This is a genomic window from Burkholderia puraquae, assembly GCF_002099195.1.
Classification (GTDB): domain Bacteria; phylum Pseudomonadota; class Gammaproteobacteria; order Burkholderiales; family Burkholderiaceae; genus Burkholderia; species Burkholderia puraquae.
Window position 1 is genome coordinate 1 of record NZ_NBYX01000045.1, and the last position, 18,509, is coordinate 18,509.

General features: G+C 61.2%; 14 protein-coding genes and 1 tRNA gene. All 15 read left to right on the forward strand.

Going from position 1 to position 18,509, the window contains the following annotated elements:
• Positions 1-220: EF-Tu C-terminal domain-related protein (locus B7G54_RS37330; RefSeq protein ID WP_043289797.1), on the forward strand; the 220-nt coding region annotated here is incomplete at its 5' end.
• A 59-nt stretch (positions 221-279) separates the two neighbouring features.
• Positions 280-355, forward strand: a tRNA-Trp gene (locus B7G54_RS37335).
• Positions 356-398: 43 nt separating this feature from the next.
• Positions 399-779, forward strand: a complete 381-nt coding sequence (secE, locus tag B7G54_RS37340) for a preprotein translocase subunit SecE (RefSeq protein ID WP_006482892.1) — start codon at positions 399-401, stop codon at positions 777-779.
• Position 780: 1 nt separating this feature from the next.
• A complete protein-coding gene (gene nusG, locus B7G54_RS37345) occupies positions 781-1,338 on the forward strand; it encodes a transcription termination/antitermination protein NusG (RefSeq protein ID WP_006400672.1) in 558 nt (185 codons plus the stop codon).
• A gap of 142 nt (positions 1,339-1,480) precedes the next feature.
• Entirely contained in the window at positions 1,481-1,912 is a 432-nt protein-coding gene (rplK, locus tag B7G54_RS37350) for a 50S ribosomal protein L11 (RefSeq protein WP_006477201.1), read from the forward strand.
• Complete coding sequence (gene rplA / locus B7G54_RS37355) at positions 1,913-2,611, forward strand: 50S ribosomal protein L1 (protein ID WP_006482906.1); 699 nt, start codon at positions 1,913-1,915, stop codon at positions 2,609-2,611. It abuts the gene before it with no gap.
• A 312-nt stretch (positions 2,612-2,923) separates the two neighbouring features.
• Positions 2,924-3,421 (forward strand): 50S ribosomal protein L10, encoded by a 498-nt coding sequence (rplJ, locus tag B7G54_RS37360; protein ID WP_085043647.1) that lies wholly within the window; start codon positions 2,924-2,926, stop codon positions 3,419-3,421.
• Between the two features lie 63 nt (positions 3,422-3,484).
• The gene (gene rplL, locus B7G54_RS37365) at positions 3,485-3,859 is read left to right on the forward strand and encodes a 50S ribosomal protein L7/L12 (RefSeq protein WP_085043648.1); all 375 of its coding nucleotides are present in this window, start codon (positions 3,485-3,487) and stop codon (positions 3,857-3,859) included.
• Positions 3,860-4,238: 379 nt separating this feature from the next.
• The gene (rpoB, locus tag B7G54_RS37370; RefSeq protein ID WP_085043649.1) at positions 4,239-8,345 is read left to right on the forward strand and encodes a DNA-directed RNA polymerase subunit beta; all 4,107 of its coding nucleotides are present in this window, start codon (positions 4,239-4,241) and stop codon (positions 8,343-8,345) included.
• A 21-nt stretch (positions 8,346-8,366) separates the two neighbouring features.
• A complete protein-coding gene (gene rpoC / locus B7G54_RS37375; protein ID WP_085043650.1) occupies positions 8,367-12,611 on the forward strand; it encodes a DNA-directed RNA polymerase subunit beta' in 4,245 nt (1,414 codons plus the stop codon).
• 304 nt (positions 12,612-12,915) lie between these two features.
• A complete protein-coding gene (gene recQ, locus B7G54_RS37380; RefSeq protein WP_085043651.1) occupies positions 12,916-14,763 on the forward strand; it encodes a DNA helicase RecQ in 1,848 nt (615 codons plus the stop codon).
• 227 nt (positions 14,764-14,990) lie between these two features.
• Complete coding sequence (gene rpsL / locus B7G54_RS37390) at positions 14,991-15,371, forward strand: 30S ribosomal protein S12 (RefSeq protein WP_006400662.1); 381 nt, start codon at positions 14,991-14,993, stop codon at positions 15,369-15,371.
• Between the two features lie 172 nt (positions 15,372-15,543).
• The gene (gene rpsG / locus B7G54_RS37395) at positions 15,544-16,014 is read left to right on the forward strand and encodes a 30S ribosomal protein S7 (RefSeq protein WP_006477195.1); all 471 of its coding nucleotides are present in this window, start codon (positions 15,544-15,546) and stop codon (positions 16,012-16,014) included.
• A gap of 123 nt (positions 16,015-16,137) precedes the next feature.
• Complete coding sequence (gene fusA / locus B7G54_RS37400; protein ID WP_011655759.1) at positions 16,138-18,240, forward strand: elongation factor G; 2,103 nt, start codon at positions 16,138-16,140, stop codon at positions 18,238-18,240.
• Between the two features lie 39 nt (positions 18,241-18,279).
• Positions 18,280-18,509, forward strand: a 230-nt coding sequence (locus tag B7G54_RS37405) for a GTP-binding protein (protein ID WP_244289493.1), incomplete at its 3' end; no start/stop codon positions are given.

Consider the following 18,509-nt stretch of genomic DNA (forward strand, 5'->3'; position numbering starts at 1 on the left):
GTTCTTCAACAACTACCGTCCGCAGTTCTACTTCCGTACGACGGACGTGACGGGCTCGATCGAGCTGCCGAAGGACAAGGAAATGGTGATGCCGGGCGACAACGTGTCGATCACGGTGAAGCTGATTGCTCCGATCGCGATGGAAGAAGGTCTGCGCTTCGCAATCCGCGAAGGCGGCCGTACGGTCGGCGCCGGCGTCGTCGCCAAGATCATCGAGTAAGCCAGTTATTCGTTGATCGACAGTTTTGGGGCTGGCAGCAGCCGGCCCCAGTATGGTTTAGGGGTATAGCTCAACTGGCAGAGCGTCGGTCTCCAAAACCGAAGGTTGGGGGTTCGATTCCCTCTGCCCCTGCCAAAAAATAGCCACGTGTCATACGTGGCATTTGTTTTAAGGTGTTATGGCGAATCCATCCGTCGAAACTGTAAATACCTCCGGCGATAAGCTGATGCTGGCCCTGGGTGTATTGTTGGTCTTGGCCGGATTCGTGGGCTTCTTCTGGCTGGCCAATCAGCAGTGGTATGTCCGCGGTGCCGCGTTGGCGGTAGGTATCATCGCCGGCGTGGCCGTCGGGCTGATGTCCGCACCTGGCAAGAGCCTCATCGCCTTTGCCAAGGATTCGTACAAGGAAGTCCGCAAGGTCGTATGGCCCACCCGCAAGGAAGCAACGCAAACCACACTCGTCGTGTTCGGTTTCGTGCTCGTGATGGCGATTTTCCTCTGGTTGAGTGACAAATCGATCGAATGGGTGATTTTCTCGGCGATTCTGGGTTGGAAATGATATGAGCGATACTCCGGCATCCCCGAGCGGAAAGCGTTGGTACGTCGTGCACGCCTACTCCGGTATGGAGAAGAGCGTGCAACGTGCGCTTCAGGAGCGCATCGAACGCGCTGGCATGCAGGACAAATTCGGTCAGATCCTGGTCCCGACCGAAGAAGTGGTCGAAGTCAAAGGCGGCCACAAGGCTGTGACCGAGCGTCGTTTCTTCCCTGGCTACGTGCTGGTGGAAATGGAAATGACGGACGAAACGTGGCACCTCGTGAAGAACACCGCGAAGGTCACCGGTTTCGTTGGCGGTGCACGTAACCGTCCGACCCCGATTTCCCCGAAGGAAGTCGAGAAGATCATGTCGCAGATGCAGGAAGGCGTCGAAAAGCCGCGCCCGAAGACCCTGTTCGAAGTCGGCGAGATGGTGCGTGTCAAGGAAGGCCCGTTCACGGACTTCAATGGCACCGTCGAAGAAGTCAACTACGAAAAATCGCGCGTGCGTGTGTCGGTCACCATCTTTGGCCGATCCACCCCGGTCGAGCTCGAGTTCGGCCAGGTCGAAAAAGTTTGATCCCGATTCGGTGGGCAGCCTTGGCTGCCCACCTTCGCGCTTACGGCCCGCGTCATGGCCGTTGAGGAGCGTCAGTAGCCAGTGGCGAAAGCGCGTTATCACTCACCGAACGCCTCCGCTGGCGTTCCAATGAGGTTCACAAATGGCAAAGAAGATTATCGGCTTTATCAAGCTGCAGATCCCTGCAGGTAAAGCCAACCCGTCGCCGCCGGTCGGTCCGGCACTGGGCCAGCGCGGCCTGAACATCATGGAGTTCTGCAAGGCGTTCAACGCGCAGACTCAAGGCATGGAGCCGGGTCTGCCGGTGCCGGTGGTCATCACGGCATTCGCTGACAAGAGCTTCACGTTCGTGATGAAGACGCCGCCGGCGACCGTCCTGATCAAGAAGGCGGCGAAGGTGGACAAGGGCTCGAGCAAGCCGCACACCGACAAGGTCGGTTCGATCACGCGCGCTCAAGCCGAAGAAATCGCGAAGACCAAGATGCCGGACCTTACGGCAGCTGATCTGGACGCAGCCGTTCGCACCATCGCTGGTAGCGCACGCTCGATGGGCATCACTGTGGAGGGCGTGTAAATGGCTAAGATCTCCAAGCGCCGTCAGGCATTTGCCGCCAAGGTTGATCGCCAGAAGCTGTACGCGATCGAAGACGCACTGAGCCTCGTGAAGGAATGCGCGAGCGCGAAGTTCGACGAGTCGATCGACGTCGCAGTCCAGCTCGGCATCGATGCGAAGAAGTCGGACCAGGTCGTTCGTGGTTCGGTCGTTCTGCCGGCAGGTACGGGCAAGTCGGTTCGCGTTGCCGTGTTCGCGCAAGGCGAGAAGGCTGAACAAGCTCGTGCAGCAGGCGCGGAAATCGTCGGTATGGAAGACCTGGCAGAGCAGATCAAGGCTGGCCAGATGGACTTCGACATCGTGATCGCTTCGCCGGACACGATGCGTATCGTCGGTACGCTCGGTCAGATCCTCGGCCCGCGTGGCCTGATGCCGAACCCGAAGGTCGGTACGGTCACGCCGGACGTCGCAACCGCCGTCAAGAACGCGAAGGCTGGTCAGGTGCAATTCCGTGTCGACAAGGCCGGTATCATCCACGCGACCATCGGCCGTGCATCGTTCGAGCCGACCGCGCTGCGTTCGAACCTGTCGGCGCTGATCGAAGCGCTGCAGAAGGCAAAGCCGGCAACGAGCAAGGGCGTGTACCTGCGCAAGATCGCACTGTCGAGCACGATGGGTGTCGGCGTGCGTGTCGACCAGGCTACGCTGGCAGCACAGTAAGCAAGTATTCGGGCCGCTTCGTTCGCGAGGCGGCCTACATGGGCTTTGGGCGGTTGTTCGTGCAGCAAGGCGAACAACCGGTTATCAAAGACCGTTGGTGGGGCACAGCAGGCAGGTGATCCCTTAATTCAAGCCAACGCAGATGGCGAACCCGAAAAAGTTTTGCAGTGGTGAAGCCGCAGGCCGTGAAGCGATTCCCGGCGTGAGGTGGAAATACTCCTAACGAGGTCGGACGCCGTTGTTGAACGAGGTACGTGAGGTTCGTGCCATACCGGCAAGCTGAACTGAACGTATCGTTTCTGGAGGCTAACCGTGCCGCTTAATAGAGAAGACAAGCAAGCCGTCGTCGCTGAGGTTTCCGCGCAAGTCGCGAAGGCCCAGACCGTTGTGCTGGCTGAGTATCGTGGAATTGCGGTTGGCGATCTGACCAAGCTGCGCGCGAAAGCGCGTGAGCAACAGGTTTACCTGCGCGTGTTGAAGAACACGCTGGCGCGTCGCGCTGTTGAAGGTACGCCGTTTGCTCCGCTGGCAGAGCAGATGACTGGCCCGTTGATCTACGGCATCTCGGAAGATGCAATTGCTGCTGCTAAGGTCGTCAACGACTTCAGCAAGAGCAATGACAAGTTGGTCATCAAGGCTGGTGCGTTCGATGGCAAGGTGATGGACAAGGCTGGCGTGCAAGCGCTGGCAAGCATCCCGAGCCGCGAAGAACTGCTCTCGAAGCTGCTGTTCGTTATGCAATCGCCTGTTTCGGGCTTCGCGCGTGCTCTGGCAGCGCTGGCCGAGAAGAAGCAAGCGGAAGCTGCGTAATCGAACGTGCATCAGCGTCATTGATCGCTGGCTGTATCCGAATTCAATTTAGGAGTATTTCAAATGGCAATCGCAAAAGAAGACATCCTGGCAGCAGTCGAAGGGATGACCGTTCTGGAACTGAACGAACTGGTCAAGGCGTTCGAAGAGAAGTTTGGCGTGTCGGCAGCTGCAGTGGCAGTCGCTGGCCCGGCAGGCGGCGGCGCTGCTGCTGCTGTGGAAGAGAAGACCGAATTCACGGTCGTTCTGGCTGAAGCAGGTAGCAACAAGGTTGCAGTCATCAAGGCAGTTCGCGAACTGACGGGCCTGGGCCTGAAGGAAGCGAAGGACGTCGTTGACGGCGCACCGAAGGCTGTCAAGGAAGGCGTCGACAAGGCTGCTGCTGAAGAAGCCAAGAAGAAGCTGGAAGAAGCAGGCGCGAAGGTCGAAGTCAAGTAAGTTTCGGCGCGCTGTGCGAAGGCTGGCGGTATTTTCACCGCCGGCCTTTTTGTGCTTTGTGGGGACGTTATTCTGGCACTCATTCGGGAGCCCGAATAATCGGCCCCAGAAGCCAAAGAAAACCGCCTTATCGTTGTCATTGGTCACGACTGGCGGTTCTCTTTGTCTTCTGAAGCGACTGCAGAAGGCAAGTTTGGTCGGGTAGCGGGCAACACAGGCATCCGCTGCCGTCAGCCAGCGGTTGGTAGCGGCCAACCACCAAGCTTCTCGGCTCGTTCAAGCCGTGTCGGACGGCCATCGGGTCTCAGTCGGTGAACACTCGGGTTTGAAACGTCCAGGTATTCCGCCTCGATAGCACCCGCCGTGATTCGGAGATCGTATGCAATATTCCTTCACCGAGAAGAAGCGCATTCGCAAGAGTTTCGCGAAGCGCCCCATCGTTCACCAAGTTCCGTTCTTGCTGGCTACTCAGCTTGAATCATTCAGCACGTTTCTGCAAGCCGATGTGCCGGCGACACAACGCAAGCCTGAAGGTTTGCAGGCCGCGTTCACATCGGTATTTCCCATTGTTTCGCACAACGGCTTCGCGCGCCTCGAGTTCGTGAGCTATGCGCTGTCCGCGCCGGCATTCAACATCAAGGAATGCCAGCAGCGTGGCCTGACGTACTGCTCCGCGCTGCGCGCGAAGGTCCGCCTCGTCATTCTCGACAAGGAATCGCCGAACAAGCCGGTCGTCAAGGAAGTGAAAGAGCAGGAAGTGTACATGGGCGAAATGCCGCTCATGACGCCGACGGGCTCGTTCGTCATCAACGGCACCGAGCGTGTCATCGTCTCGCAGCTGCACCGTTCGCCGGGCGTGTTCTTCGAACACGACAAGGGCAAGACGCACAGCTCGGGCAAGCTGCTGTTCTCGGCACGGATCATTCCGTACCGCGGCTCGTGGCTCGACTTCGAATTCGATCCGAAGGACATCCTGTACTTCCGCGTCGACCGTCGCCGCAAGATGCCGGTCACGATCCTGCTGAAGGCCATCGGCCTCACGCCGGAACAGATCCTCGCGAACTTCTTCGTGTTCGACAACTTCACGCTGATGGACGAAGGCGCACAACTCGAGTTCGTGCCCGAGCGCCTGCGTGGTGAAGTCGCGCGTTTCGACATCACGGATCGTGACGGCAAGGTCATCGTCCAGAAGGACAAGCGGATCAACGCGAAGCACATTCGCGACCTCGAAGCCGCGAAGACCAAGTTCATCTCGGTGCCGGAAGACTATCTGCTCGGCCGCGTGCTGGCGAAGAACGTCGTCGACGGCGACACCGGCGAAGTGATCGCGAGCGCGAACGACGAAGTCACGGAAAGCGTGCTCGAGAAGCTGCGCGAAGCGGGCATCAAGGATATCCAGACGCTCTACACGAACGACCTGGACCAGGGCCCGTACATCTCGTCGACGCTGCGTGTCGACGAAACGACCGACCGCACTGCCGCACGCATCGCGATCTACCGCATGATGCGTCCGGGTGAGCCGCCGACCGAAGAAGCGGTCGAGGCACTGTTCAACCGTCTGTTCTACAGCGAAGAAGCGTACGACCTGTCGAAGGTCGGCCGCATGAAGTTCAACCGCCGCGTCAGCCGTGACGAGATCACCGGCCCGATGACGCTGCAGGACGACGACATCCTCGCGACGATCAAGATCCTCGTCGAGCTGCGTAACGGCAAGGGCGAAGTGGACGATATCGACCACCTCGGCAACCGTCGCGTGCGTTGCGTCGGCGAACTGGCGGAAAACCAGTTCCGCGCAGGTCTCGTGCGTGTCGAGCGCGCGGTCAAGGAACGCCTCGGCCAGGCCGAAAGCGAAAACCTGATGCCGCACGACCTGATCAACTCGAAGCCGATTTCGTCGGCGATCCGCGAGTTCTTCGGTTCGTCGCAGCTGTCGCAGTTCATGGACCAGACCAACCCGTTGTCGGAAATCACGCACAAGCGCCGTGTTTCCGCACTGGGCCCGGGCGGCCTGACGCGCGAGCGCGCGGGCTTTGAAGTCCGCGACGTGCACCCGACCCACTATGGCCGTGTGTGCCCGATCGAAACGCCGGAAGGTCCGAACATCGGTCTGATCAACTCGCTCGCACTGTATGCGCACCTGAACGAGTACGGCTTCCTCGAGACGCCGTACCGCAAGGTCGTGGACAGCAAGGTGACCGACCAGATCGACTACCTGTCGGCGATCGAGGAAGGCCGCTACATGATCGCGCAGGCGAACGCCGCGATCGACGAAAACGGCCAGCTGATCGACGAACTCGTGTCGTCGCGTGAAGCCGGCGAAACGATGATGGTCACGCCGGACCGCATCCAGTACATGGACGTCGCGCCGTCGCAGATCGTGTCGGTGGCAGCCTCGCTGATTCCGTTCCTCGAGCACGACGATGCGAACCGTGCACTGATGGGTTCGAACATGCAGCGTCAGGCCGTGCCGTGTCTGCGTCCGGAAAAGCCGGTCGTCGGTACGGGCATCGAGCGCACCTGCGCGGTCGACTCGGGTACGACGGTTCAGGCATTCCGCGGCGGCGTCGTCGACTATGTCGACGCAGGCCGTATCGTGATTCGCGTGAACGACGACGAAGCAGTCGCGGGTGAAGTCGGTGTCGACATCTACAACCTGATCAAGTACACGCGTTCGAACCAGAACACGAACATCAACCAGCGTCCGATCGTGAAGATGGGCGACAAGGTTTCGCGCGGTGACGTGCTGGCCGACGGCGCCTCGACGGACCTGGGCGAGCTCGCGCTCGGCCAGAACATGCTGATCGCGTTCATGCCGTGGAACGGCTACAACTTCGAGGATTCGATCCTGATCTCGGAGAAGGTGGTTGCGGACGATCGCTATACGTCGATCCACATCGAAGAGCTGAACGTCGTTGCACGCGACACGAAGCTCGGGCCGGAAGAAATCACGCGCGACATCTCGAACCTGGCGGAAGTCCAGCTCGGCCGTCTCGACGAATCGGGCATCGTGTACATCGGTGCGGAAGTCGAAGCGGGCGACGTGATGGTCGGCAAGGTCACGCCGAAGGGCGAGACCCAGCTGACGCCGGAAGAGAAGCTGCTGCGCGCGATCTTCGGCGAGAAGGCTTCGGACGTGAAGGACACGTCGCTGCGCGTGCCGTCGGGCATGAGCGGTACCGTGATCGACGTCCAGGTGTTCACGCGTGAAGGCATCCAGCGCGACAAGCGTGCGCAACAGATCATCGACGACGAACTGAAGCGCTATCGTCTCGACCTGAACGACCAGCTGCGCATCGTGGAAGGCGACGCGTTCCAGCGTCTCGCGCGCATGCTCGTGGGCAAGGTCGCGAACGGCGGTCCGAAGAAGCTCGCGAAGGGCACGAAGATCGACCAGGCTTACCTGGAAGACCTCGACCACTACCACTGGTTCGACATCCGCCTTGCGGACGACGAAGCAGCGGCGCAGCTCGAAGCGATCAAGAACTCGATCGAAGAAAAGCGTCACCAGTTCGACCTCGCGTTCGAAGAGAAGCGCAAGAAGCTCACGCAAGGCGACGAACTGCCGCCGGGCGTGCTGAAGATGGTCAAGGTGTACCTCGCGGTGAAGCGCCGCCTGCAGCCTGGCGACAAGATGGCAGGCCGTCACGGTAACAAGGGTGTCGTGTCGAAGATCGTCCCGATCGAAGACATGCCGTACATGGCCGATGGCCGTCCGGCGGACGTCGTGCTGAACCCGCTCGGCGTGCCGTCGCGGATGAACGTGGGTCAGGTTCTGGAAGTGCACCTCGGCTGGGCCGCGAAGGGCCTCGGCTGGCGTATCGGCGAAATGCTGCAGCGTCAGGCGAAGATCGAGGAAATGCGCGCGTTCCTGACGAAGATCTACAACGACTCGGGCCGCCAGGAAGATCTGGAAAGCTTCACCGACGAAGAGATCCTCGAACTCGCGAAGAACCTGCGTGAAGGTGTGCCGTTCGCGACGCCGGTGTTCGACGGTGCGACCGAGGAAGAAATGGGCAAGATGCTCGACCTCGCGTTCCCGGACGACATCGCGGAACAGCTCGGCATGAACCCGTCGAAGAACCAGGTCCGTCTGTACGACGGCCGCACGGGTGAAATGTTCGAACGTCGCGTGACGCTTGGCTACATGCACTACCTGAAGCTGCACCACTTGGTCGACGACAAGATGCACGCGCGTTCGACCGGCCCGTACTCGCTCGTCACGCAGCAGCCGCTGGGTGGTAAGGCGCAGTTCGGTGGCCAGCGTTTCGGTGAAATGGAAGTGTGGGCACTCGAAGCGTACGGCGCGTCCTACGTGCTGCAGGAAATGCTGACGGTGAAGTCGGACGACGTGAACGGCCGGACCAAGGTCTATGAGAACCTGGTCAAGGGCGATCATGTCATCGATGCAGGCATGCCGGAATCCTTCAACGTGCTCGTGAAGGAAATCCGCTCGCTCGGTATCGATATCGATCTCGACCGCAATTAATCGGACTACGGAGAGAAGGCAATGAAAGCTCTGCTCGATCTATTCAAGCAAGTCCAACAGGAAGAAGTTTTCGACGCGATCAAGATCGGTCTGGCCTCGCCGGACAAGATCCGTTCGTGGTCGTTCGGCGAAGTGAAGAAGCCGGAGACCATCAACTACCGTACGTTCAAGCCGGAACGCGATGGTCTGTTCTGCGCGAAGATCTTCGGGCCGATCAAGGACTACGAGTGCCTGTGCGGCAAGTACAAGCGTCTGAAGCACCGCGGCGTGATCTGCGAGAAGTGCGGCGTCGAAGTGACGCTGGCGAAGGTGCGTCGCGAACGGATGGGCCACATTGAGCTGGCCTCGCCGGTCGCGCACATCTGGTTCCTGAAGTCGCTGCCGTCGCGTCTGGGCATGGTGCTCGACATGACGCTGCGCGACATCGAACGCGTGCTGTACTTCGAAGCATATGTGGTGATCGAACCGGGCATGACGCCGCTGAAGGCGCGGCAGATCATGACCGAAGAGGATTACTACAACAAGGTCGAGGAATACGGCGACGAATTCCGTGCCGAAATGGGCGCGGAAGGCGTGCGTGAACTGCTGCGCGCGATCAACATCGACGAGCAGGTCGAGACGCTGCGCACCGAGCTGAAGAACACCGGCTCGGAAGCGAAGATCAAGAAGTACGCGAAGCGCCTGAAGGTCCTCGAGGCATTCCAGCGCTCGGGCATCAAGCCCGAGTGGATGATCCTCGAAGTGCTGCCGGTGCTGCCGCCGGAACTGCGTCCGCTCGTGCCGCTGGACGGCGGCCGTTTCGCGACGTCGGACCTGAACGACCTGTATCGCCGCGTGATCAACCGTAACAACCGGTTGAAGCGTCTGCTCGAGCTGAAGGCACCTGAAATCATCGTCCGCAACGAAAAACGGATGCTGCAGGAAGCCGTCGACTCGCTGCTCGACAACGGTCGTCGCGGCAAGGCGATGACGGGCGCGAACAAGCGTCCGCTGAAGTCGCTCGCCGACATGATCAAGGGCAAGGGCGGTCGTTTCCGTCAGAACCTGCTGGGCAAGCGCGTCGACTACTCGGGCCGTTCGGTCATCGTGGTCGGCCCGACGCTGAAGCTGCACCAGTGCGGTCTGCCGAAGCTGATGGCGCTCGAGCTGTTCAAGCCGTTCATCTTCAACAAGCTGGAAGTGATGGGCGTCGCGACGACCATCAAGGCTGCGAAGAAGGAAGTCGAGAACCAGACGCCGGTGGTGTGGGACATCCTCGAAGAGGTGATCCGCGAGCACCCGGTGATGCTGAACCGTGCACCGACGCTGCACCGTCTCGGTATCCAGGCGTTCGAGCCCGTGCTGATCGAAGGCAAGGCAATTCAGCTGCACCCGCTCGTCTGCGCGGCGTTCAACGCCGACTTCGACGGTGACCAGATGGCCGTTCACGTGCCGCTGTCGCTCGAAGCGCAGATGGAAGCGCGCACGCTGATGCTGGCGTCGAACAACGTGCTGTTCCCGGCCAACGGCGATCCGTCGATCGTGCCGTCGCAGGATATCGTGCTGGGTCTGTACTACGCGACCCGCGAAGCGGTCAACGGCAAGGGCGAAGGCCTGTCGTTCACGGGCGTGTCGGAAGCGATCCGCGCGTACGAGAACAAGGAAGTCGAGCTCGCATCGCGTGTCAACGTGCGGATTACCGAAATGGTCCGCAACGAAGACACGTCGGAAGGCGCGCCGGAATTCGTGCCGAAGATCTCGCTGTACGCGACGACCGTCGGCCGCGCGATCCTGTCGGAGATCCTGCCGCACGGCCTGCCGTTCTCGGTGCTGAACAAGCCGCTGAAGAAGAAGGAAATCTCGCGCCTGATCAACACGGCGTTCCGCAAGTGCGGCCTGCGCGCGACGGTGGTGTTTGCCGACCAGCTGATGCAGTCGGGTTTCCGTCTCGCGACGCGTGCCGGCATCTCGATCTGCGTGGACGACATGCTCGTGCCGCCGCAGAAGGAAACGATCGTCGGCGACGCCGCGAAGAAGGTGAAGGAGTACGACCGTCAGTACATGTCGGGTCTCGTCACCGCGCAGGAACGCTACAACAACGTGGTCGACATCTGGTCGGCAACGTCGGAAGCGGTCGGCAAGGCGATGATGGAGCAGCTGTCGACGGAGCCGGTGACGGACCGCGACGGCAAGGAAACGCGCCAGGAGTCGTTCAACTCGATCTACATGATGGCCGACTCGGGCGCCCGGGGTTCGGCGGTTCAGATTCGTCAGCTGGCCGGTATGCGTGGCCTGATGGCGAAGCCGGACGGCTCGATTATCGAGACGCCGATTACCGCGAACTTCCGCGAAGGTCTGAACGTGTTGCAGTACTTCATCTCGACCCACGGTGCACGTAAGGGTCTGGCTGATACGGCACTGAAGACCGCGAACTCGGGTTACCTGACGCGTCGTCTCGTCGACGTCACGCAGGATCTGGTCGTGGTGGAAGACGATTGCGGCACGTCGAACGGCGTGGCGATGAAGGCACTGGTCGAAGGCGGTGAAGTCGTCGAGGCGCTGCGCGACCGTATCCTCGGCCGCGTCGCGGTCGCGGACGTCGTGAACCCGGAAACGCAGGAAACGGTGTACGAATCGGGCACGCTGCTCGACGAAACGGCGGTCGAGGAAATCGAACGCCTCGGCATCGACGAAGTGCGCGTGCGCACGCCGCTGACCTGCGAAACGCGCTACGGCCTGTGCGCAGCCTGCTACGGCCGCGACCTCGGCCGCGGCTCGCTCGTGAACGTCGGCGAAGCAGTCGGCGTGATCGCGGCACAGTCGATCGGTGAACCGGGCACGCAGCTGACGATGCGTACGTTCCACATCGGTGGTGCGGCATCGCGTGCGGCAGTGGCTTCGTCGGTCGAAGCGAAGAGCAACGGTATCGTGCGCTTCACGGCGACGATGCGCTACGTCACGAACGCGAAGGGCGAGCAGATCGTCATTTCCCGTTCGGGCGAAGCGATGATCACCGACGATTTCGGTCGCGAGCGCGAGCGTCACAAAGTGCCGTACGGCGCGACGCTGCTGCAGCTCGACGGCGCGACGATCAAGGCCGGCACGCAGCTCGCCACGTGGGATCCGCTGACGCGTCCGATCATCACCGAGTACGGTGGTACGGTGAAGTTCGAGAACGTCGAGGAAGGCGTGACCGTCGCGAAGCAGATCGACGACGTGACCGGCCTGTCGACGCTGGTCGTGATCGACGTGAAGCGTCGTGGTTCGCAGGCTTCGAAGAGCGTGCGTCCGCAGGTCAAGCTACTCGACGCGAACGGCGAAGAAGTGAAGATTCCGGGCACGGAGCACGCAGTGCAGATCGGCTTCCAGGTCGGCGCACTGATCACCGTGAAGGATGGTCAGCAAGTGCAGGTCGGTGAAGTGCTCGCACGTATCCCGACGGAAGCGCAGAAGACGCGTGACATTACCGGCGGTCTGCCGCGGGTGGCGGAACTGTTCGAAGCGCGTTCGCCGAAGGATGCCGGCATTCTCGCGGAAGTCACCGGTACGACGTCGTTCGGTAAGGACACGAAGGGCAAGCAGCGTCTCGTCATCACGGATCTCGAGGGCAACCAGCACGAGTTCCTGATCGCGAAGGAAAAGCAGGTTCTGGTTCACGATGCTCAGGTCGTCAACAAGGGCGAAATGATCGTGGACGGTCCGGCCGATCCGCACGACATCCTGCGTCTGCAGGGTATCGAGGCGCTGTCGCGCTACATCGTCGACGAAGTGCAGGACGTGTATCGTCTGCAGGGCGTGAAGATCAACGACAAGCACATCGAGGTGATCGTTCGCCAGATGCTGCGTCGTGTGCAGATCACCGACAACGGCGATACGCGCTTCATCCCGGGCGAACAGGTCGAGCGTTCCGACATGCTGGACGAGAACGATCGCATGATCGCCGAGGACAAGCGTCCGGCTTCGTACGACAACGTGCTGCTTGGTATCACGAAGGCATCGCTGTCGACCGACTCGTTCATCTCCGCGGCATCGTTCCAGGAAACGACCCGCGTGCTGACCGAAGCGGCGATCATGGGCAAGCGCGACGATCTGCGCGGCCTGAAGGAAAACGTGATCGTCGGCCGTCTGATTCCGGCCGGTACGGGTCTCGCGTTCCACAAGGCACGCAAGGCGAAGGAATCGTCGGATCGCGAGCGTTTCGACCAGATCGCAGCGGAAGAGGCATTCGACTTCGGCACGCCGAGCGCGCCGGCAGAAGAGCCGCAGCAACACCCGGCAGCCGAGTAAGCGGGGGGGCGGCGCGAGCTGCCTTGCTGTCATCGCTGTCATCGAAACCGCCCGGTTCTGCCGGGCGGTTTTTTTTATCCTTCGTTCACGCGCATGACGTGCTTGCGCATCGCGGGCCAACCCAGCTTGCGTGCGGTGCGTCACATGGCTGCGGGTGCCGCGGTCACGTCCAGCGCAGCCGCGACAGGCCCGTCATGCGCGCGAACGAACCTAACCGATCGGCCAAAACCGGACGATTCGCCACGCGTTGCGCGAGCGGGTTGTTAAAATTGCGGTCATCGTTTAGCCGTCCCTGTCCTCATTCATGTCCCGCGCCCTCGAAATTCTCGACGAAGTATTTGGTTATCCCGCATTTCGCGGCCAGCAGGGCGAGATCGTCGAGCACGTCGCCGGCGGCGGCGATTGCCTCGTGCTGATGCCGACCGGCGGCGGCAAGTCGCTGTGCTACCAGATTCCGGCGCTGCTGCGCCGCGAGGCCGGGCAGGGCGCAGGTATCGTCGTGTCGCCGCTGATCGCGCTGATGCAGGACCAGGTCGCTGCGCTCAGCGAAGTGGGCGTGCGCGCGGCGTACCTGAATTCGACGCTGTCGGGCGCCGAGGCCGCGGCGACCGAGCGCGCGCTGCGCGAAGGCGAAATCGACCTGCTGTACGTCGCGCCGGAACGGCTGATGACGGGGCGTTTCCTCGAACTGCTCGAGCGCGCGAAGATCGGCCTGTTCGCGATCGACGAAGCGCACTGCGTGTCGCAATGGGGGCACGATTTCCGCCCGGAATACATCCAGCTGTCGGTGCTGCACGAGCGGTTCCCGTCGGTACCGCGCATCGCGCTGACCGCCACGGCCGACGCGGTCACACGCGACGAAATCATCCACCGTCTCGCGCTCGACGACGCGCGCGTGTTCGTGTCGAGCTTCGACCGCCCGAACATCCGCTACCGGATCGTCGAAAAGGACAACGCGCGTTCGCAACTGCTCGATTTCATCCGCGCCGAACACACGAATGCGGACGGTACGACGGACGCGGGCGTCGTCTACTGCCTGTCGCGCCGCAAGGTCGAGGAAACGGCCGAATGGCTGAAGGCGCAGGGCGTGCGCGCACTACCGTATCACGCCGGGATGGAGTTCGAGGTGCGCCAGAAGCACCAGGAAATGTTCCAGCGCGAGGAAGGTATCGTGATGTGCGCGACGATCGCGTTCGGCATGGGCATCGACAAACCCGACGTGCGCTTCGTCGCACACCTGGATCTGCCGAAGAGCGTCGAAGGCTACTACCAGGAAACGGGGCGCGCCGGCCGCGACGGGATGCCCGCGAATGCGTGGATGGCGTACGGCCTCGGCGACGTCGTCCAGCAGCGCAAGATGATCGACGAGTCCGATGCGGACGACGCACACAAGCGCGTCCAGACGTCGAAGCTCGACGCGCTGCTCGGGCTGTGCGAGACGATCTCGTGCCGCCGCGTGCGGCTGCTGAGTTACTTCGGCGAGGAGAGCAAGCCGTGCGGCAACTGCGACACATGCCTCGAGCCGCCCGCATCGTGGGACGCAACGCGTGAGGCGCAGATGGCGCTGTCGTGCGTATTCCGCGCGCAGCGCGCAAGCGGCTTCAATTTCGGCTCGAGCCACCTGATCGAGATCCTGCGCGGCGGGCGTACCGAGAAGGTGTTGCAGCGCGGCCACGACCAGCTCACTACGTTCGGAATCGGCGCGTCGCTGTCGGAACCCGAGTGGCGCGCGATTTTCCGGCAGCTCGTCGCGTACGGCTACCTGGCCGTCGATCATGGCGGCTTCGGCGCGCTCATGCTGACCGAGGCCGCGAAGCCCGTGCTGAAGAACGAGGAGAAAGTCACGCTGCGCCGCTACGTGAAGCCGCAGCGTACGCGCCAGTCGTCGAGCCGCAGCGGTACGCGCGTCGATCCGACGGCCGGCATGGGTACGCGCGAGCGCGCACGGTGGGATGCGCTGCGCGCGTGGCGTGCGGAAACCGCGAAGACCGACGGCGTGCCGGCCTACGTGATCTTCCACGACGCGACGCTTGCCGAGATCGCGCGCAACGCGCCGGAGACGATCGACGACCTGCGCCATATCCCCGGCATGGGCGTGCGCAAGCTCGAGCGCTTCGGCGACGAGATCATCGACGTCGTCGAATCGGCCTGACACCGGCGTTCCGACCCTTCCGGTAAATCACGGGTTCGGCCGGCGAATCACGCAAGCCGTTGACTTAGTTGGTATTTCCGGAATATCATGCTTGGTTCCGGTATTCGGTGGGCCGAGTCGCGTTCGAAGGTTCGCACCCGTTTCGCCGGTTCGGAAGTCAACTGTGCGCCGATTCTCGCTTTGCCCGAAATCGATGCGCAGATTTTGTTCAATTTCAGGAATAAACAATGCCAACCATCAACCAACTGGTTCGCAAAGGCCGTCAGTCGGAAACGACGAAGAGCAAGAGCCCGGCCCTGCAGGACTGCCCCCAGCGTCGCGGCGTGTGCACCCGTGTGTACACGACGACGCCGAAGAAGCCGAACTCGGCACTCCGTAAGGTCGCCAAGGTTCGTCTGACGAACGGCTTCGAAGTGATTTCGTACATCGGCGGTGAAGGCCACAACCTGCAGGAACACTCGGTTGTGCTGATCCGCGGCGGCCGTGTGAAGGACTTGCCGGGTGTGCGTTACCACATGGTTCGCGGCTCGCTGGATACCCAGGGTGTCAAGGATCGTAAGCAAGCGCGCTCGAAGTACGGCGCGAAGCGTGCAAAGGCTGCCAAGTAAGCAGTTTTTGATCAGGGATCGCCGCAGGGCGGTCAAGGCGGGAGTGCCGGATTGCCGGTGCTGTCGAGTAAGTGGTCACCCGGCCAAGCTGGTTAGTCGTGAAGATGTGATCGGGTTTGTTGGTGGCCGCGGAGCTGGAACCAGCTCCAACTGAACAAGTAAAGGAAGAATCATGCCGCGTCGTCGCGAAGTCCCCAAGCGGGAAGTGTTGCCGGATCCGAAGTTCGGCAACGTTGATGTAGCCAAGTTCATGAACATGCTGATGCTGTCCGGCAAGAAGTCGGTCGCAGAGCGCATCGTTTATGGCGCATTCGAACAGATCCAGACCAAGGGTGGCAAGGACCCGCTGGAAGTGTTCACGGTTGCGCTCAACAACGTTAAGCCGGTGGTCGAAGTGAAGAGCCGCCGCGTTGGTGGTGCCAACTATCAAGTTCCGGTCGAAGTGCGCCCGTCGCGTCGTATGGCATTGGCGATGCGCTGGCTGCGTGAGGCTGCGAAGAAGCGCAGCGAGAAGTCGATGGCCCTGCGCCTGGCAGGTGAACTCTCCGAAGCGGCCGAAGGCCGTGGCGGCGCGATGAAGAAGCGCGACGAAGTTCACCGCATGGCAGAAGCCAACCGCGCGTTCTCGCATTTCCGTTTCTAAGCGCCTGGCTGGGCTTTTAGCGGAAATAAATTCCGGGCGGGTGCGCTTTTCAGGCGCCTCGCCCGTTTGTGTTGAAGCATGATGCAGCTGGGCTGCATCGTGTCATCCCAGTAGAGGATCAAAGTGGCTCGCAAGACTCCTATCGAGCGCTACCGCAATATCGGTATTAGCGCTCACATCGACGCCGGCAAAACGACGACGACCGAGCGCATTCTGTTTTACACCGGTGTGAACCACAAGATCGGTGAAGTCCACGACGGCGCAGCCACGATGGACTGGATGGAGCAGGAACAGGAGCGTGGCATCACGATCACGTCCGCTGCTACCACGGCCTTCTGGAAGGGCATGGGCGGCAACTATCCGGAACACCGCATCAACATCATCGACACCCCGGGCCACGTCGACTTCACGATCGAAGTGGAGCGTTCGATGCGCGTGCTCGACGGCGCGTGCATGGTGTACTGCGCAGTGGGCGGCGTGCAGCCGCAGTCGGAAACGGTGTGGCGCCAGGCGAACAAGTACAAGGTGCCGCGTCTCGCGTTCGTCAACAAGATGGACCGTACCGGCGCGAACTTCTTCAAGGTCTACGACCAGCTCCGTCTGCGCCTGAAGGCGAACCCGGTTCCGGTCGTGGTGCCGATCGGTGCGGAAGAAGGCTTCAAGGGTGTCGTCGACCTGATCAAGATGAAGGCGATCATTTGGGACGAGGCATCGCAAGGTACCAAGTTCGACTACGTGGACATCCCGGCGGAACTCGTCGACACGTGCAACGAATGGCGCGAAAAGATGGTCGAGGCGGCTGCCGAGTCGAACGAAGACCTGATGAACAAGTACCTCGAAGCGGGCGAGCTGTCCGAAGCCGAGATCGTGAAGGGTCTGCGTGACCGTACGATCGCGTGCGAAATTCAGCCGATGCTGTGCGGTACCGCGTTCAAGAACAAGGGCGTGCAGCGCATGCTCGACGCCGTGATCGATTTCCTGCCGTCGCCGGTCGACATCCCGCCGGTTACGGGTGAACTCGAAAATGGCGAGAAGACGGAGCGCCGTGCGTCCGACGACGAGAAGTTCGCGGCACTCGCGTTCAAGATCATGACCGACCCGTTCGTCGGCCAGCTGATCTTCTTCCGCGTCTACTCGGGCGTCGTCAATTCGGGTGACACGCTGCTCAATGCGACCAAGGACAAGAAAGAGCGTCTCGGCCGTATTCTGCAGATGCACGCGAACCAGCGTGAAGAAATCAAGGAAGTTCGCGCAGGCGACATCGCTGCTGCGGTCGGCCTGAAGGAAGCGACCACGGGCGACACGTTGTGCGATCCGGCACATCCGATCGTGCTCGAACGCATGATTTTCCCGGAGCCGGTGATTTCGCAGGCCGTCGAGCCGAAGACGAAGGCTGACCAGGAGAAGATGGGCCTGGCGCTCAACCGTCTCGCTCAGGAAGATCCGTCGTTCCGCGTGCAGACCGACGAAGAGTCGGGTCAAACCATCATTTCGGGCATGGGCGAGCTCCACCTCGAAATTCTGGTCGACCGGATGAAGCGTGAATTCGGCGTCGAAGCAACCGTCGGCAAGCCGCAGGTGGCCTACCGCGAAACCATTCGCAAGTCGGCCGCGGACGTCGAAGGCAAGTTCGTCAAGCAGTCGGGTGGTCGTGGTCAGTATGGCCATGCGGTCATTACGCTCGAGCGCAGCGAACTGGGCAAGGGCTACGAGTTCGTCGACGCGATCAAGGGCGGCGTGATTCCGCGCGAATACATCCCGTCGGTTGACAAGGGTATCCAGGAAACGCTGAAGAGCGGCGTGCTGGCAGGCTTCCCGGTTGTCGACGTGAAGGTCACGCTGACGTTCGGTTCGTACCACGACGTCGACTCGAACGAAAATGCGTTCCGCATGGCCGGTTCGATGGCGTTCAAGGAAGCGATGCGTCGTGCGGATCCGGTTCTGCTCGAGCCGATGATGGCCGTGGAAGTGGAAACGCCGGAAGACTTCATGGGTAACGTGATGGGTGACCTGTCGGGTCGTCGCGGCATCATCCAGGGCATGGATGACATGGTAGGCGGCGGCAAGATCGTGCGCGCTGAAGTGCCGCTGTCGGAAATGTTCGGCTACTCGACGTCGCTGCGTTCGCTGACGCAGGGTCGCGCAACGTACACGATGGAGTTCAAGCACTACGCTGAAGCTCCGAAGAACGTTGCAGAAGCGATCATCAGCGCGAAGACGAAGTAATTCGTTATCACAATCGATTATTTTTGAAAGAAGAGAATCATGGCAAAAGGTAAATTCGAGCGGACGAAGCCGCACGTGAACGTTGGTACGATTGGTCACGTTGACCACGGCAAGACGACGCTGACGGCAGCGATCACGACGGTTCTGACGAAGAAGTTCGGCGGCGAAGCGAAGGCATACGACCAGATCGACGCGGCACCGGAAGAAAAGGCGCGCGGCATCACGATCAACACGGCACACGTCGAGTACGAAACGGCTAACCGCCACTA

Bases quoted from the DNA above. Each gene is read 5' to 3' on its own strand.
- rplK (WP_006477201.1), top strand. From the start codon at position 1,481: ATGGCAAAGAAGATTATCGGCTTTATCAAGCTGCAGATCCCTGCAGGT.
- rplL (WP_085043648.1), top strand. From the start codon at position 3,485: ATGGCAATCGCAAAAGAAGACATCCTGGCAGCAGTCGAAGGGATGACC.
- rpoC (WP_085043650.1), top strand. From the start codon at position 8,367: ATGAAAGCTCTGCTCGATCTATTCAAGCAAGTCCAACAGGAAGAAGTT.
- rplA (WP_006482906.1), top strand. From the start codon at position 1,913: ATGGCTAAGATCTCCAAGCGCCGTCAGGCATTTGCCGCCAAGGTTGAT.
- rpsL (WP_006400662.1), top strand. From the start codon at position 14,991: ATGCCAACCATCAACCAACTGGTTCGCAAAGGCCGTCAGTCGGAAACG.
- rpsG (WP_006477195.1), top strand. From the start codon at position 15,544: ATGCCGCGTCGTCGCGAAGTCCCCAAGCGGGAAGTGTTGCCGGATCCG.
- rpoB (WP_085043649.1), top strand. From the start codon at position 4,239: ATGCAATATTCCTTCACCGAGAAGAAGCGCATTCGCAAGAGTTTCGCG.
- nusG (WP_006400672.1), top strand. From the start codon at position 781: ATGAGCGATACTCCGGCATCCCCGAGCGGAAAGCGTTGGTACGTCGTG.
- recQ (WP_085043651.1), top strand. From the start codon at position 12,916: ATGTCCCGCGCCCTCGAAATTCTCGACGAAGTATTTGGTTATCCCGCA.
- secE (WP_006482892.1), top strand. From the start codon at position 399: ATGGCGAATCCATCCGTCGAAACTGTAAATACCTCCGGCGATAAGCTG.